The following is a 16,681-nucleotide window of genomic DNA, read 5'->3' as shown; positions in this document are numbered from 1 at the left end:
GATCCACCCACAAATTCAAATTTCCGTAAATCTAATATGTTTAAAATAAGTTCTCGCTGCAGTTCTTGTGCTTACACCAAACATACCGTAATCGAATGTATCGTCAGTGTGCTTCAAAATTTCTTGCCCGTCAATAGCAAATGTTAGGGTATTTCCCTGAACCGTCACTTTAAAATCATAATCTTTGCCTAGCTGCCAAGGGAACTCCGCACCCGCCAGCTTCGTGAACCCGAAATTGTTGATGTACAGAGACACTTGATTCGCTCCATCAAATCCTACGTGATAACCTCTCATTGCGCCTTGCGCACGAACAGCCACTAAGTGGGAATGTCCGCTTTGAGGGTTGAGCCGGGCAGAGACGGAGTAATCTTTGGCAAAATAGTTACCTGTATACGCTTCGCTTGGCTCCGCCGTCATGAGATACATCGCGCCATTCTCCAAGCTCCAAGCCCCGTTGTTATGCGCAAATGGCGTGATGCAGCCAAAATTGCTTAATTGCTTGTTGAAATCGATTGTGTAATCAGCGTTGCCGTAGATCCGGAATTCATCGATGAAAATACGTCCCAAGCTTTTCGGTTTGCGAGTCGAATAAGCTTCCAACACGATACCGACCTCATCAATCAGTTCGCCTTCGGAATCCGGAATGACAAATTCAATATGAACCCACTCTTGATCAACGAGCTTCACATAACCTTGTACAAGCTCTTTTTTGCTTTTGGACAGGCGCACATAAGGTGCGATACCCATTGTTTCGTTGCCGCCCCACTGATCCAAAAAGATTTGCATGGATACTTTTTGACCGGAGGATGCTTTAGGCGCAAATGTCGGTGAATATCTTTCGTCACTGAAATCATCGCGTGTATAAAATGGTTTGTAGAATATTTTTGATTTTTCCCCACGAACCATGCGGTCAAAGACTACTTCCAGAGAGCCTGTTCCTTTGAATGATTTCTCCGTGGAGTGCTTCGCCTGACAGAAAAACGGATCCGAAATACGGATGTTATGTGTGGAACCTGGCAGCTCGAAGTCGAAATAAATATCGTGCTCCGTGAAGCTCTCCACAAGGCCTTCCGGGCAGGGAACATTCGCCAAGCGATGTCCGAGAATCGCCAATTCTTTCGCATAGGTCGGAATATCAAGAATGTTCATGAAACCTGAAATCCCTGACATGACGATGGAGTCGTTGATCGGTTTGCGATACTTATCCGCAATACCTTCCAAGCCACAAGCTACACCAAGCACAGTACCAACGTTACCAGCGTTGCAATCCGTGTCCCAACCACACATTGTTGCAATCTCAACGGTTCTGTTGAAATCGCCTTGGCCGTAAATCATGGACAGTACGCAGACGCCTGCATTAGGAATGATGTGGCATACGCCGGTATATTTGTCGTAACCCCAGTCTCTTTCCAGCATATCTCGGCATGCTCTGAAATCATTCGGATGCTGCGCGTGGAACGCAAGAACCGCTCTGGACACTTGAGCATAGATCGAGTCAGCTGGAATTTGAGCCAAACCGGCTTCAATAATTTCATTGATGTCGCTTGTTTCGAACGCTTTGGAAATAGCTGCGCAGAAAAATCTTGCGCCTAGCACGCCTTCGCCATCATGAGAAACACGAGCTGCCGCTTCACCGAAATCGGCCGCTTTTTTCGGATTGCAAGGATTGACGAGACCCCATGTGTCGATGAAAATTTGACCGCCGATTTGTTCGGCGATAATAAGTCCATTTTGCTCAATCGAACCGGACTGTGGAGCTTCAATCCCTTTTTTCAAATTGATGTAGGCTGTATGCTCTGTACTTACGCCATAACCGCCCCACCAGAACATCCCGATCCCCTCACGGGCATAGTTCAACCAAGCGCGAGCGACATCGTTAGGCGTAATATCGCGGTCTTTCGCATCGTCATACAGCGCGCGCAAGAAGTAGAAAGGACCATTCGCATCGTCGTCCGCCGCAAAGTTTTTAAATTCTTTGACATAGTCGGTGATGTCGCCATATGTGCTTTGTATTCTTTCATAAGTCCAAATCGTCGGTTCTACCGGAGCGCCCAGTCTTATGCCAATGTTCATACCTAAGTAACCTGAATAAAGTTTTTCCAAATAATTAGAAGGAATCAACGATTACACCACCTTTTAAATAATAGAACGAATCTGTTGTTGTCTACGGTTGCTCAATGCAAGATCTTGCTCAATAATAAATGAGGCAGCTTCAATAAATTCATTGCAGTGTTTCTCGATTTCTTGCTTATTAATCTGTTCAATAATAGCAATCTCATCTTGCGGAATAGCTGCAACGCCATGCATAGCTCCGAGAATGGCACCGGCCATAACACCAATAGAATCCGTGTCGCGTCCCGAGCTTACCCCGTCTTTTACAGATTCCAATAAATCCCCATTATGCAAAATAATGTAAGCTAATGCTAAAGGAAGTTCCTCAATCGAGAATAATCGACTTGGGGTATAGTGATTAGAAGGAATGCCTACTTTATGAATGCTTCGATTGACATCATCGCCCATTGGCGAGTATTTAGCCATTGCCGCATGCAGCTGCCCAACAACTTCGGCCCGATTATTCTTGATTGGCTTGAGGGATCGAGCGGTGTCACACAGATCTTGAATGGCTTGCTTTGTACCATCTTTTGCATACGTTAAGGCTGTTTGAATGATATCTTCTACCGTCACACCGGGTTCAAAAGCTTTCGCAACACAAGCAGCCAATACGCCCGCCGCTTCCAAGCCATAACTGACTTGATGACCGGATGCAAAAAGGATCGCTTCATCATACGCTGCCTTCGGATTGCAGGCATTCACCATACCGATCGGCGAGATATACATGGCAGCGCCGCAGTTAACCATATTGCCATAGCCGCCTTCACGAGGCTCGCAATTGGCAAGCACATGACGGTTGAAGATATGCTTCTCCGGATAAAACAAACGGTCCATCACCATCGCGACTTTCCCCAACTCGGGAATGTATTTGGGACGGAACGAGATTTCTTTGACAAACTCATTAGCCAGATCGTAAGCGTCTAGATGGCGGCGTTCAATGCCGTATACATTCATAAGCGCTAGCGTCATTAGCGTATCATCAGTAACGATGCCCTCGCCTCTCATCCTGCCTAGTCTCTTGTCTTCCGACCAATCCGCTTTCCACCATTTGGTCATCGTCGTTTCAACCCGACCATACTTTTCATAAATTTCATTAAACGTCATTTTCTCAACGACAGCGCCCATTGCATCGCCATACGCCGTACCGAAAACAACGCCTTTCACTCTATCAGCAAAAGTAACCATTTGACTTACTCCCTTCTACAGGGAGTGCGGGGCTGTTACGCCCCACACTTTGCAGTTCATTTATTGGCATCAAAGCCCGATTTACTTAATTGTTTTATTCGCGTAATCCGTTACATCTTTACCGCCTGCTGCGTTCCAGGCTTGAACGAATTTATCGAAATCAGCACCTGTTTTCTTACCCGTTACGATATCAGCCGCGAATTCTTTGTAGACTGCTGTAGCTGCATCCCATTTCGCTGTCAAATCAGCTGGCATAATGAAGATATTGTCTTTGGTTGAATTGCTCTCGAACATTTTGAGCGATTTCGCTGCCGGTTCCGAGAAGTAAGGTGTCGTCGGATCAAACTCTTTGTCCGGCGTGAAGCTGATCACGGACTCGACAAAGTGTGGATACCAAGCGGCAAACTTATCTGTCAATTTGATTTTGTTATCCACGATTTGGTACTCGGAGCCTTCAAAACCAAGCTTATCCATCATTTGACCTTTTGGACTTGCCATGTATTCTAATACGGCAAAAGCCATATCTTTGTTTTTGGACGTTTTGGAAATCGCGAAACCACGGCTTTCTTTGCTTGTATCTACCGGTGTGTAGCCTTGTGCCTTGCCTTTTGCCGGCGGCAGAGGAACGACTTTCGCGCCTGCGCCATTTTGTGCAGTTGATTTGGAGTTATACAAGTCGATTACTTTCCCTTGTGTACCCGCCATGATAGCTGCTTGACCATCATAGAATGCTTTTTCCTTCGTATCCCATTTCTTCGTCAGGAACTCAGGATCAAGCAAGCCCTCTTTGTACATCTTCGCGTAAAATTCTAGTTTTTCTTTTTCAAACTGGGTTGTTTTGCCGAATTCGAATTTACCGTCTGTACCCTTGATCCAAGTTGTCGTCAATCCGAAGGCTTGCCCGAACATAGCATCCAACTCATCAAGATTGCCCGCTGTCGTATAGGCGTATTTCGCACCGCTTTTTTCTTTTAACTCTTTGAAGAACGTGTAGTAGTTATCGATTGTTGGGTTTTCCAAAGCTGCTTTACCGGATGCTGTTTTGTCCATCAAGTCTTGACGCACGACAGGAATAGCACTATTAACCGGTGATAACCATAGCAAGTAAGGGTAGTTCTTCATTCTTTCAATGTTATAAGGATTCATAGAAGCCTTAACATATTTGGATTTATCAATATATGGAGTCAAGTCCTCCAAAATTTTCTGAGTCGTTGCAAATTGATAATCTCCACCTTGGAAGTAGATCAGATCAGGGATATTGCCGCTTTGTAAGAGCAAGCCCATTTTCTCGGAATACGTTCCGCTTTGAACCGGCGTAATTTGCAGCTTTACATTTTTACCTTCTGCTTTCATGCCGTCTTCGATGCCTTTAATCAACTTCTGAACGTTAGGATCATCTGGTGCAAAATCTTTAGCCAAAATGGAAACCGTCGTAACCGCTTGGCCGTTTTGCGTTGCGGATGGTGCAGATGTGTTCGTTGAATTGTTCCCCCCGGAACTGCATGCTGTTGTGACCAGAACGACTGCTGCCATTGCAAAAAGCGCTTTTTTCATTTGGATTGCCTCCCAAGATAATGTTTGAATACTATTCTTTTACGCCGCCTTCCATTACTCCTTTGGTATAATGCTTCAGAATAATGGGGTATAGCATTAGAATCGGAACCATAGCAATAACAATCGTAGCCGCTTTCAAGGACGAGAAGTCCAATTGTGCGATATGATTATTTTTCATCAAATCAGCCGCGCCGACCAAGGTCGTTGTATCTCCTTCAACAACGAACTGCCTGAGCAGTACTTGCAGTACGGTGTTGCTTCGGCTGGATAAGAAAATGCTCGATTTGAAAAACTCATTCCATCTAGCCACCGCATAGAACATACCGATGGTCAAAAGCGGAATGCGGGACAGCGGTAAGATAATCCGCATGAACACGGTCATGTGCCCAGCGCCATCGATTTTCGCAGCCTCAACCAGGGAATCCGGTATTTCTTCAATAAACCGCATCATAATGATCAAATAAAAGACGTTAATCGTGCGGTAGAGGACCATCGCCCAAAGATTATCCAGCAAGTGCAGGTCTTTGATGACCATATATTCTTGCACGATCCCCGGTTCAAAAATCATGATAATGATGAGGAAAATCATAATCGGCGTTTTACCGACCAGATTTTTACGCGTTAATACGTAAGCTGTAATGGTGGTGAAGAAAATGCTGAAAGCCGTTCCGACAATCGTAATAAATAAAGAGTTCATTAACGCTTTCCCGACGATCGGATTGCTGAGCACGACCTGGAAATTGATGAACGAGAAACCTTTTGGCAAAATGTCATAGCCGTGCAGCATATGAACTTTGTTAGGGTTCGAGAAAGCTTTGGCGATCAAGTTCATGATCGGTACAAACATCGTCAGCGATATGAGGATGAGTATGGCACCGAGCACTAATTTGGTGAACGAAAATTTTTGGACACTCATGCTAGCTCCTCCTTACCATGCGCCTTTCGAGGTCAGTTTCTTGGAAATGAAATGCGTGGAAAGCACCAGCACGACCCCAATCATACTTTTGAACAAATTAGCCGCTGTTGCGAATGAATATTGACCGTTGATCAAACCAACGCGGTAAACATAAGTATCAATGATATCAATCCGGCTATTAACGGAATCATTCGTGAAGTTCAACACCTGATCCAGCCCTGCATTCATAATAAATCCGACATTCAGAATGAAGATGGTCACCATCGGAATATACAGATGAGGCAATACAATTCGCGTCACAATGTGCCAGCGGTTGGCTCCATCAACGTGTGCCGCTTCATACAAACTTTGATTCACACCCATGATGGCGGCAAGGAAAATGATCGAATCCCATCCGATATTCCGCCAAGCTTCACTGGCAACAAGCACCCATCTGATCGCTGATTTATCAGTCAGAAAGTCGTGCGGTTGAAACCCGAAAACCTGAATGATCTCGTTGACTACACCGTTTGATTTGGATAAAAAGTCGAACCATACCCCGGCGATAACGACCCAGGACAGAAAGTGCGGCAAATACGAAATGACTTGAATCGATTTCCGGAACTTTCCGTTAATGAATTCGTTAAGAATGAGCGCGAAGATGATCGGAATTGGAAAAATAAGAAACATTTTCATCGCACTGATAATGAGCGTATTTTTTAATACTTGCTCGAAGATTGGCGTGCTGAAGAGCTCACGGAAATATTTCAATCCAACAAAAACGTTATCTCCAAGAATCTGATAATCGTAGAAGGCTAGTTTCATGCCGATAATCGGCCAGATGTGAAAAATGATAAAATAAGCGATTCCCGGCAAAAGCATCAAGTAGAGCACTTTGTCACTCCACATTTGTTTCATTTTCGAATGCGTTCTGATTTGAATCGACTCCTTTCCCATCATACGTCGACTTCCAATTCCATCAGTGGGGCATGCTGTTGAGCTCCGTATACGTCACGATCCAAGAACGTGCCTGAAGAAACTTTCCGCGCGAACGTAATTTTGAAGCCGAGCGCTTGATCGAAAAAGACGATATGCATGATCTTATCTTGCTCAATGTTGTAAAGCTTCGATACCAAATCTTTGTTAATGACGCCGGAACTCTTGATTTTGTAATAAATCTCCGGATCTGTAAAAAGGGCATCCACCGTAATTTCAAACGGTCCGCTATTTTTACTTCTCAGTACTTTCGCTGCATCTACTAGCTTCATAATTACACCTCGATATACTCGTTGCGGAACATCTCCACGCCATCCGCAACTTGCATCAAATGATAAACAGAGAATTCATACACAGCGCCGAAAGGGATATCACTTGGGGCAAAAGGGAACGCCAGATTACCCGCTGTCGATTTCCTGCCCTCATAGCCGTAATGCAAGAATGTTGATCTGACCGAGCTGCAAATTGTGTTCGCTAGCTCTTGTGTCTTTGCAATAACTTCGAAGACGACACCTAATTCGTGACCGGCTGTTTTTTGCGGCTCCAATTCACCCAACACGCCGTTAAGGCCGTAATTGATGAAATTGATTTCATAATCCTCTTGCGGTATTTCGCTGTAATACTCCCAAACCTGCTGTTTGACCAAGTCCTCAACTTCTTCAATCCGTTCGATCAGAAGCGGATCGCGGATACCTGCGACGACGAGCGTACGGTAAGCGACTTTCATTGCCCCTTCGAGCTTGATTTTATATTCAGGAGTTGGCAAGATCCGGCTGCCACGCACTTCAACGCTATCGTCTCCCAATTCCTTAAACTCACAATGTTCAAGATCCAGAACAAGTCCAGGACCATGAAGCAGATAAGGATGATCCTTCTCATAAAACGTGTGCGCAGCTACGGAAACGGCCGTACATTTACGTTTGTCGTTCAGCGGTTTGACGATAAAGGAATCTTTGGTCAGAATGCCCAGCATGCAATCTTTCGTTGTCCCCGGTTCTGCACAAAGCGCAGAGCATTCAAGAATTTTACCCAAATGATAAGCAAGCGCTGTATCAAAACCATGATACATCGCGACCGCGGCAAACGGCGAAGGGTCGTAAGCGCGACCACAGATGATAATGTTAGCGCATTCTTGAAGCGCCGCGATAATGGGTTCATGTCCCATTTGGGCGACAACACCGTTGGTAGCTTCCAATCTTTCCTTCGTAAGCGTCTTCACTGCAAGGCCAAGAGGTTCACATTCGCCTGCTGCTAATTTAGCTTCCACGACATCTTTCGGAATATCCGCCCAGATTGTCGCGACTTTCAGACCGTTAATGTTGTTTTCTTCAAGAATCTCCATAATGATCGCTCGCGTCCATTCAACATGGACCTTTGCGCCGCTTCCTCCGGCAGATCCGATAATGACCGGAATCTTGGCCTCAGCGCCCGCTACGATCATCAGTTCCAAGTCTTTCTTGCAAGCTTGTTTGCTGACAATCGCCGTACCCGCTCCTAATTTATGAGGACCGGCATCCGTTGATCCGGCATCTACGACGATCGCATCCGGCTTATGTTCCATCCCTCTTATAAACGATGACTTCGGAAATCCGTAGCCTAACATCCCACAGGGCGCCAAAATTTTGAATTGTTCCATTGCTTTACAACCTCCACTGTCCATCATCCGATTCGATGGTTCATTCTTTTCTTTTTCTTCTCGTTGATTCGCGAGGAATGAGTTTGACATCGAATAGATGCGTTTGATCTTCGCTGTTGTCACCTTCGATTTTCTTAATAAGAAGCCGTGTTGACAGCATCCCCATATCATAAATCGATTGTGCGACCGTCGTAATTTCCGGCTCTACGATGACCGTAAGGTCGATACCGTCAAAACCGCACAACGCAACTTGATCAGGGACGCGCACGCCCATTCGCTGCAATTTTTTAAGCGCTCCAACCGCCATCGTATCGTTGCCTGCAAAAATTCCATCGATATCAGGATGGCGTTTCATCAGGTTTTCAACCGCTTCCATTCCGCCGTCGACGCGGAAATAACCCGGTTCGACGAGGCTTGGCGAATACCAAGGAAAATGTTTCACGGATTGCTCGTATCCCATGAATCGCTCTCTTCCGGTTACCGTATCCTGCGGGCCGTAGATATGAGCAATTTTCGTGCAGCCCTCATCGAGCAGATGCTGTACAGCTTGCTGTGCCCCTTCCAAATGCTTGGAGCTGACGACCGTGCAAGAAGTCTCGCGCGGCGCTCTATCCAACATAATGAAAGGAATTTTCTCGTTGTTCAGAGCATCAACATCATCGGAGCGAAGGCTGTAGGAAGCAAACAAAATGCCGTCTACATACCGCTGCTTCAGCACCCTGATGTAGGTTTGCTCCTTATCTGCCTGATTATCCGAATTGCACAGGATTACTGTATACCCATACATGCGGGCAACATCCTCAACCGCTCTGGCCAGCTCCGCAAAGAATGGGTTCGTGATATCGGGGAATATTAAGGCGATCGTTCCTGTCTTTCTTCCTGCAAGCCCTCTAGCCATCGCGTTTGGTTCGTACTGAAGCGTTTTGATCGCTTGCTCTACTCGCAATTTTGTTTCTTCATTGACATATCCGTTTTTGTTCAAGTATCGGGAAATGGTCGCTACGGAAACGCCTGCCAACTTTGCTACATCTCTGATTGTTGCCACTGGTTACGACTCACTCCTACTAAAAAGCAAACCCGTACTCTTAGCAAAGAAATCCTTGCGTAGGGTACCGGTTACATGCTCCCGAAATTTTCCTTTATCTCGATAAATACTATTATTTACACATTGCATATAAATTATTAATGTTACTGTGATACACGATGTGTAACCGGTTACCTATTTCATGTTTCTTATTATATGCCTCCTCTTTAAAAGCTGTCAAGTCCAAACTCAGTTTTACCGACAAAAATCGACTTTTTCCTTGGGGGCGATATTTACACCCTGCATACCCGAACATCGCAGTTGGATTGGTGCACGTTTACCTTCGGTTTATCCATTTCCGTCAGCGTGCAAGTGCGTGTTCGGGCTCGTGTTCAAGTGCATTGCGAGTTCAAGTGCAGTGTGCGTTCAAGTGAATTGCGCGTTCAAGCGCAGTGTGCGTTCAAGTGAATTGCGCGTTCAAGCGCAGTGCGAGTTCAAGTGCATATTGCACTTTGTGCAACTTGAGAGCGCTTTACAGGATCCAACCCTTCGCTTCATTGCACTTAATACAACAATTTGGACTCTAAAGGGCTGTTTTGACACCTTCTCCTCTAAAATGGTTGTATTTTGTACAACGAAGCGGCTGTTTGCAGAGAAAATATGTGTTTTGGTTGCAATAAATACAACCTACGTTGGACAATTGTTTACCACATTCCGGCAAACAAAAAAAACGAGTCCTACTATCGAAAAATCGATAGCTAGGAACTCGTTTTATGCAAATACGTCTTACTCGTTGCCGATATACGAAGCATACTCAGCAGCCGTCAGCAAACCTTCAAGCGCATCCGCGCCGGATACCTCGACCTCAACCATCCAGCCTTCGGCAAACGGCGCACTGTTTACCAGCTCCGGTGATCCTTCCAATGAGCCGTTCACAGCCGTTACTTTGCCGGATACGGGCGAGAAAATATCGGAAACCGTTTTGACGGATTCCACACTGCCGATGCTTTCATTTGCGGTAATGGATGCTCCAGCCTTAGGCAATTCAACAAACACAATATCTCCCAATTGATCTTGGGCAAAATCAGTAATACCTACACGAACTACCGTGTCCGAAAGCTTTTCTACCCACTCATGTTCTTTGGTGTATAACAAATTGGCTTGTACGTTACTCATCGTTTTACGCCTCGCTTACCAGCAAATTTTGCTTTTAGCTTAATCTAATGGGAACATCAAAGTCAAGGCGGACGAAGGTAAATTTTATGAAAAGTTACAATTGACAATTCACACCTTCATAGGCAAAAATTAATACAATACTACAAATTGAATATTGGCGAATGATGGTGCAGGGAGAGACCGCAGAGAACGATCGCGGCGCCGAAGGAGTAAGCCGAATAACGGTGAATCTCTCAGGCAAAAGGACTTGTACCGGACGCAACTCTGGAGAGCTTCGAGTGACCGCGCATGCGGAAACTCGAACACCAAAGGGGAAACTTGACGGCCGCATAACAGGGGTCTAATCGAGGTAACTCTCAGGTAAAAAGGACAGGGCAAAAGGTATGTTTGTGTTGCATATCTTTTGCTCTTTTTTGTATTTTGGGCAAGATATGGGATGTACAAAATCGAAGGTGAGGTAAACGCATGCTGAAACGAACACCGCTCTTTCCTGTATATGCGGAGTATGGAGCGCGAGTTATTGACTTTGGAGGCTGGGAGCTGCCGGTGCAGTTCACGGGTATTCAAAAAGAGCACGATGCCGTCAGACAGCAAGCCGGGCTTTTTGATGTGTCACATATGGGAGAAGTCCGGGTTACCGGGGAAGACGCCCTCCCTTTCCTGCAAAAGATCACCACGAACGATGTGGCAAAGCTCGAAAACGGGCAATGCCAATACAGCCTCATGTGCTACCCGGACGGCGGTGTCGTTGACGATCTGCTCGTTTATAAACTAAGCGACAACAACTACATGCTGGTCATTAACGCATCCAACATCGACAAGGATGTGGCATGGATGCAGCAGAATCTTATTGGCCGCACTGAAATCTCCAACATATCCGATGAAACCGCTATGCTCGCATTGCAGGGTCCTCACGCCGAACGGATTTTAGCCAAATTGACAGACGCGCCTATTCAGACTTTGAAAACATTTCGTTTCCTAACCGACGTGAAGGTAGCCGGTATTAACGCCTTACTATCCCGTACAGGTTATACCGGAGAAGACGGCTTCGAGTTGTACATCGATGGGCACGATGCCGTTCAACTATGGAAGCTGCTCCTGGAGGCAGGTCAAGAACAAGGGCTCGTACCGGCTGGTTTGGGCGCTCGCGATACGCTGCGTTTTGAAGCGCGGCTTCCCCTTTACGGGCAGGAGCTCACCCAGGATATTTCGCCGCTGGAAGCTGGACTGAACTATTTCGTGAAATTAGATAAAGGAGATTTCATAGGCCGTGATGTGATTGCTGGGCATAAAGCGAACGGCACGCCGCGCAAGCTCGTTGGCATTGAAATGATTGAGCGTGGCATTCCGCGGCCGCATTACAAGGTTTTCTCGACGGAGGGTGCGCCTATCGGGGAAGTCACAACGGGCACACAGTCCCCTACGTTCAAAACGAATGTGGGCCTCGCTTTAATTGATTCCGCCTACAGTGCGCTAGGCACGGAAGTGAATGTGGAAATTCGCGGGGCACAGGTCAAAGCGAAAGTCGTGGCCACCCCTTTTTATAAAAGAAAGCCGTAACCCGGAGAGGAGCAAGCCCCCACCATGAAGCATCGTTATTTGCCTATTACCGAGCAAGATCAGAAAGATATGCTGGCGACAATCGGCATCTCCTCGATGGAAGAGATGTTTCAAGATATTCCGCAAAAGGTTCGCTTTCAAGGCGAACTGAGCGTATCGAAGGCGCTGGATGAGCAAGGACTGCTGCGCTACATGCGCGGCCTTTCCAGCCGCAACGCCGACTTCGACCGCTACCCCAGCTTCCTCGGCGCTGGCATCTACGATCATCACCTTCCCGTGGTGATCAATCATGTCATCTCGCGTTCGGAGTTCTACACCGCGTATACGCCCTATCAGCCGGAGATCTCCCAAGGGGAGCTGCAGGCGATTTTTGAATTTCAGTCGTACATTTGCGAGCTTACCGGCATGGCCGTAGCGAACGCCTCGATGTACGACGGCGCCACGGCGCTGGCCGAAGCCGGCGCCCTGGCCAGCGGAGCGACGAAGCGCAGCCGTCTTCTCGTCTCTCGCGCGGTGCACCCGGAGGCGCGCGCCATCTTGCGCACGACCGCCCGCGGGCTGAACTTGGAAGTGGTCGAGATCGGCCTCACGCCGGAGGGCGTGACGGACCTGGATGACCTCGCTTCCAAGGCCGAAGGCGCCGCCGCCGTCATCCTCCAATCGCCGAATTTCTTCGGCTGCATGGAGGATATCGGCGCGGCGGAGCCGATCGCGCACGGCGCGGGCGCCCTGCTTGTCGTGAGCGCGAATCCGCTCACACTAGGGCTGCTCGAAGCGCCGGGCAAGCTCGGCGCTGACATCGTTGTCGGCGACTGCCAGCCGCTCGGCATCCCAGCTGCGCTGGGCGGGCCGACGTGCGGCTACTTCGCCGTCGCCGAAAGCTGGATGCGCCGCATGCCGGGGCGCATCGTGGGCCAAACCGTCGACCGCGCCGGCAAGCGCGGCTTCGTCTTGACGCTCCAAGCGCGGGAGCAGCACATTCGCCGTGAGAAAGCCACATCGAACATTTGCTCCAACCAAGCGCTTCTCGCGCTCTGCGCATCCGTGTACTTGTCCACGATGGGCAAGCAGGGCATCCAGGACGTTGGCAAGCTCAACGTCCAAAAAGCTCACTACGCGGCGAAACGCCTCACCGTGTCCGGTAAGCTCTCGCTGCCATTTGCCGGCAGCTTCTTCAATGAATTCGCCGTCAAGCTTCCGGACGGCGCGAATGTGCAGGAGCTCAGCACCAAGCTCCTGCAGCGTAACATCATCGGCGGCTACGACCTTGGCCGCGATTATCCCGAGCTCGCCGGCCATATGCTAATTGCCGTCACAGAGCAAAGAACGCGCGAAGAGATCGATGCCTTCGCTGATGCACTGGAGGAACTCGTATGACAACAAGTACGAATGAGAACAACATTACCGTAAAAAATGACGGCAAAGCCCTCATTTTCGAAATGAGCCATCCGGGCCGTGTCGCTTATTCCCTGCCGGAATCCGATGTGCCGGAGCTGGACTTGAACGACGTCCTGCCTTCCAAGTTCCAACGCAAAAGCGCCGCGGAGCTGCCGGAAGTATATGAAGTGGATGTCATCCGCCACTATACGGCCCTCTCCCGCCGTAATTTCGGCGTGGACAACGGCTTTTACCCGCTTGGCTCGTGTACCATGAAGTACAACCCCAAAATCAATGAAGACGTCGCCCGCTTTCCAGGCTTCGCCAAAATACATCCGTACCAGCCGGAAGAATCGCTGCAAGGCGCCCTGGAGCTGCTCTACAACCTCCAAAAAGACCTTGAAGCCATCACCGGCATGGATCGCGTCACCCTTCAGCCCGCAGCAGGCGCACATGGCGAGTGGACCGGACTCATGATGATTCGCTCTTACCATGAAAGCCGCGGCGAGAAGCGGACCAAGGTCATTTGCCCTGACTCCGCGCACGGCACGAATCCTGCCAGCGCTACAGTCGCAGGCTTTGAGACCATCACGATCAAGTCCAACGAACGCGGTCTCGTGAATCTCGATGAGCTTCGCAAAGCCGTTGGACCGGACACGGCCGCCTTGATGCTCACCAATCCAAACACACTCGGCCTATTCGAGGAGCAGATCGTAGAGATCGCCGAGATCGTTCATGCTGCAGGCGGATTGCTCTATTACGACGGCGCTAATGCGAATGCCATTATGGGCATTACCCGCCCCGGCGACATGGGCTTCGACGTCGTCCATCTCAATCTGCACAAAACAATGAGCACCCCGCACGGCGGCGGCGGTCCCGGCGCCGGCCCAGTCGGCGTCAAAGAAAAGCTCATCCCGTTCCTGCCTACACCGATTGTGGCACAAAAGGAAGACGGCAGCTTTTATTTCGACTACAACTATCCGCAGTCAATTGGTCGCGTGAAAGGCTACTACGGCAACTTCGGCATCCTTGTCCGCGCCTACACCTATATCCGAACGCTTGGTCCGGAAGGTCTGCGCAAAGTATCCGAGTTTGCCGTACTCAACGCCAACTATATGCTGGCTAGGCTGACGCCTTACTTCGATGTGCCGCATCCGCGCTTCTGCAAGCACGAATTCGTGCTGTCGGGCAACCGTCAGAAGAAGCTTGGCGTGCGCACTCTCGATATTGCCAAACGATTGCTTGACTTCGGCTATCATCCGCCGACCATCTATTTCCCGCTTAGCGTCGAAGAATGCATCATGATCGAGCCGACCGAGACGGAAAGCAAGCAGACGCTAGACGAATTCATCGATACGATGATCGCCATTGCCAAAGAGGCCGAAGAAAATCCCGATATCGTTAAAAATGCGCCATACACCACCGTGGTCAGCCGTATGGACGAAGCGCTTGCCGCCCGCAAGCCTGTCCTGAATTGCAGCTGCGGATAAAAGATGTGGCTGCCCTAGAAGTCTTATGATCCATAGACTTTTAGGGCAGCCCTTTTTCTTACTTATTGACCTCATATAAATAGAAGACGAAGTCGCTTGAAGCCCCCGCATGTCCCAGCTGACGAAGCATCGAGGAAATATTGCCTCGGTGGTAGGTGCCATGGTTCACGATATGCTGAATCAATTCTTGAATGTTGGCATTCAGCACGCCAAAGGTTGGATGCGGAAACTGCTTTTTCGCTTGCAGATCGTCTACACGGTTCAGGAAAACGCGATAATCCTCGGCTTTTTCCCAATATACTGCTTGCAGCTCCTTCAGGCTTTTACCCGCTGTCTTAGCTTCAATCGTGCCTATCAGCTCTACAATCTGCTCATAGCTGTTCCCCATCATGCCTGACAACCAAACCGTATCCACCTGGTAAATGTGCACCAGCCCTTTGTAAATCGTCGGAAACACATTGCCAAGCTCCTGATGCAGGACTTCCTCCGGCAATTCCTCCAGTCGTTCAAATACTTTTTTATTGGCCCAGACGTGATAATCATAGGTTTTGATCGTTTGTTCTCTCATGCTTCATCATCCTCCTCAGAATGGAACTCTGTGTTAACTATGAGCTCATTGTACCTCGGCTTCACTGACAAAAACGGTCAGTCAATTGGCAGCGACGAATAATAATGATGTAAATTCAGCGTAATGTCCCGCAGCATCTTGATAAGCATTTGAGGTTCCTTAACTTGAATTGTGCCTCCATAACTGAGGAGTTGATATGGAAGATGAGTGTGGATGGCTTTCTCCTGGACTTGAAAATGGGCTTCATATTGCGAGCGCTCTACTAGGGCATGGGCCAGGAACCAATGCCCGCACAGGTCGTCCAGCGCTTGCTCACTCCCGGTGATTTTAACGGAGATCCGTTCTTCCGGTTTATCTGCTTCAGGCAGGACGCTTGTGAGAATAAATTGGCGAGCCGAGAAATCGATCGGCCTCTCAAATGTCGTATCCATCTTGGACAACTCCCGGATGCGATCCACTCGAAAGCTGCGGACTTCGTTCCGCAGATGACAGTATCCAACGACATACCATTTGTTTTTCCAGCAAACGAGTCCATACGGATTCAGATCGCGGGTTTCTGCTGCCGCACCGTAGCCTTTTTGATAGTGCATGCGAAGCGTGACTCGTTTGGCGACGGCCATCTCCACTTCTTGCAGCAAGGAAGATTTAGCGGCATCCGCCTGCGGCGATATAACGTCCAACCCCTGCTCATGAAGATGGATTTGCTCCAGCTGCTCCCGATTGGTGTATAACTTAAGCTTGGCAACAGCTTGATTCAGCTTCTCTCCATAGGGATACCCTGCCTCCAAGGCAAACGAAGCAGCGTGGATAAGCGCCTTCTGCTCATCCAGATCGAAGACGAGCGGCGCCTCATTAAACTGCCCGAGCAAGCGGTAACCGCCATGATGCCCGGAATCCGATATGATCGGAACACCGCTCGCGCATAGCGCATCGATGTACCGGTACACCGTGCGGATGTGTATCTCCAGCTTTTCGGCTAATTGCTTTGCCGTTATTTGTTTATGTGATTTGATGAGCCATAGAATGGCTAGCATTTGATCCGCTTTTGACATTCGGGGCTAGTCCTCCTAGGGAAAGGTTACGTGTGGTTTTATCATAGCATGTTCCG

General features: G+C 48.5%; 14 protein-coding genes and 1 riboswitch. Of the genes, 3 read left to right on the top strand and 11 right to left on the bottom strand.

Annotation, left to right across the window (positions count from 1 at the left end):
• Positions 1–15 precede the first annotated feature (15 nt).
• The 9 genes from RQP52_RS22825 to gcvH form a co-directional block, all read right to left on the bottom strand.
• Entirely contained in the window at positions 16–2,121 is a 2,106-nt protein-coding gene (locus RQP52_RS22825) for an ADP-ribosylglycohydrolase family protein (RefSeq protein WP_315953975.1), read from the bottom strand.
• A 15-nt stretch (positions 2,122–2,136) separates the two neighbouring features.
• Positions 2,137–3,297, bottom strand: a complete 1,161-nt coding sequence (locus RQP52_RS22820) for an ADP-ribosylglycohydrolase family protein (RefSeq protein WP_315953974.1) — start codon at positions 3,295–3,297, stop codon at positions 2,137–2,139.
• Positions 3,298–3,378: 81 nt separating this feature from the next.
• Entirely contained in the window at positions 3,379–4,851 is a 1,473-nt protein-coding gene (locus RQP52_RS22815; RefSeq protein ID WP_315953973.1) for an extracellular solute-binding protein, read from the bottom strand.
• Between the two features lie 31 nt (positions 4,852–4,882).
• A complete protein-coding gene (locus tag RQP52_RS22810) occupies positions 4,883–5,767 on the bottom strand; it encodes a carbohydrate ABC transporter permease (RefSeq protein ID WP_127458487.1) in 885 nt (294 codons plus the stop codon).
• Between the two features lie 12 nt (positions 5,768–5,779).
• Positions 5,780–6,664, bottom strand: coding sequence for an ABC transporter permease (locus RQP52_RS22805; protein ID WP_315953972.1), 885 nt, complete (start codon positions 6,662–6,664; stop codon positions 5,780–5,782).
• Between the two features lie 38 nt (positions 6,665–6,702).
• The gene (locus tag RQP52_RS22800) at positions 6,703–7,014 is read right to left on the bottom strand and encodes a DUF4387 domain-containing protein (RefSeq protein WP_315953971.1); all 312 of its coding nucleotides are present in this window, start codon (positions 7,012–7,014) and stop codon (positions 6,703–6,705) included.
• Positions 7,015–7,016: 2 nt separating this feature from the next.
• Positions 7,017–8,402 carry an acyclic terpene utilization AtuA family protein gene (locus RQP52_RS22795; protein ID WP_394358172.1) on the bottom strand — a complete coding sequence of 462 codons (1,386 nt, stop codon included), beginning with the start codon at positions 8,400–8,402 and terminating at the stop codon, positions 7,017–7,019.
• A 16-nt stretch (positions 8,403–8,418) separates the two neighbouring features.
• Entirely contained in the window at positions 8,419–9,423 is a 1,005-nt protein-coding gene (locus RQP52_RS22790) for a LacI family DNA-binding transcriptional regulator (protein ID WP_315953970.1), read from the bottom strand.
• Positions 9,424–10,188: 765 nt separating this feature from the next.
• Positions 10,189–10,578 carry a glycine cleavage system protein GcvH gene (gene gcvH / locus RQP52_RS22785; protein ID WP_315953969.1) on the bottom strand — a complete coding sequence of 130 codons (390 nt, stop codon included), beginning with the start codon at positions 10,576–10,578 and terminating at the stop codon, positions 10,189–10,191.
• Between the two features lie 161 nt (positions 10,579–10,739).
• Positions 10,740–10,837, top strand: a riboswitch (glycine riboswitch).
• A gap of 206 nt (positions 10,838–11,043) precedes the next feature.
• Between gcvH and gcvT the strand changes: the two genes are divergently transcribed.
• Genes gcvT through gcvPB form a run of 3 tightly spaced genes read left to right on the top strand, consistent with a single transcriptional unit; the run spans position 11,044 to position 15,005 of the window.
• Entirely contained in the window at positions 11,044–12,138 is a 1,095-nt protein-coding gene (gene gcvT / locus RQP52_RS22780) for a glycine cleavage system aminomethyltransferase GcvT (RefSeq protein WP_315953968.1), read from the top strand.
• 24 nt (positions 12,139–12,162) lie between these two features.
• Entirely contained in the window at positions 12,163–13,515 is a 1,353-nt protein-coding gene (gcvPA, locus tag RQP52_RS22775; RefSeq protein ID WP_315953967.1) for an aminomethyl-transferring glycine dehydrogenase subunit GcvPA, read from the top strand.
• Positions 13,512–15,005 (top strand): aminomethyl-transferring glycine dehydrogenase subunit GcvPB, encoded by a 1,494-nt coding sequence (gene gcvPB, locus RQP52_RS22770; protein ID WP_315953966.1) that lies wholly within the window; start codon positions 13,512–13,514, stop codon positions 15,003–15,005. Before gcvPA ends, gcvPB begins: the two co-directional genes overlap by 4 nt.
• 58 nt (positions 15,006–15,063) lie before the next feature.
• Here the strand turns inward: gcvPB and RQP52_RS22765 are convergent, their stop codons facing one another.
• Both RQP52_RS22765 and RQP52_RS22760 read right to left on the bottom strand, forming a co-directional pair.
• Positions 15,064–15,573 (bottom strand): DinB family protein, encoded by a 510-nt coding sequence (locus RQP52_RS22765; RefSeq protein WP_315953965.1) that lies wholly within the window; start codon positions 15,571–15,573, stop codon positions 15,064–15,066.
• A 77-nt stretch (positions 15,574–15,650) separates the two neighbouring features.
• Positions 15,651–16,625, bottom strand: a complete 975-nt coding sequence (locus RQP52_RS22760) for a helix-turn-helix transcriptional regulator (RefSeq protein ID WP_315953964.1) — start codon at positions 16,623–16,625, stop codon at positions 15,651–15,653.
• Positions 16,626–16,681: the final 56 nt, after the last annotated feature.

The sequence above is a fragment of the Paenibacillus violae genome (assembly GCF_032461945.1).
GTDB classification, from domain to species: Bacteria; Bacillota; Bacilli; order Paenibacillales; family NBRC-103111; genus Paenibacillus_E; species Paenibacillus_E violae.
Note: the sequence above shows the minus strand (reverse complement) of the source record. Positions and strands in the feature narration are given on the sequence as shown.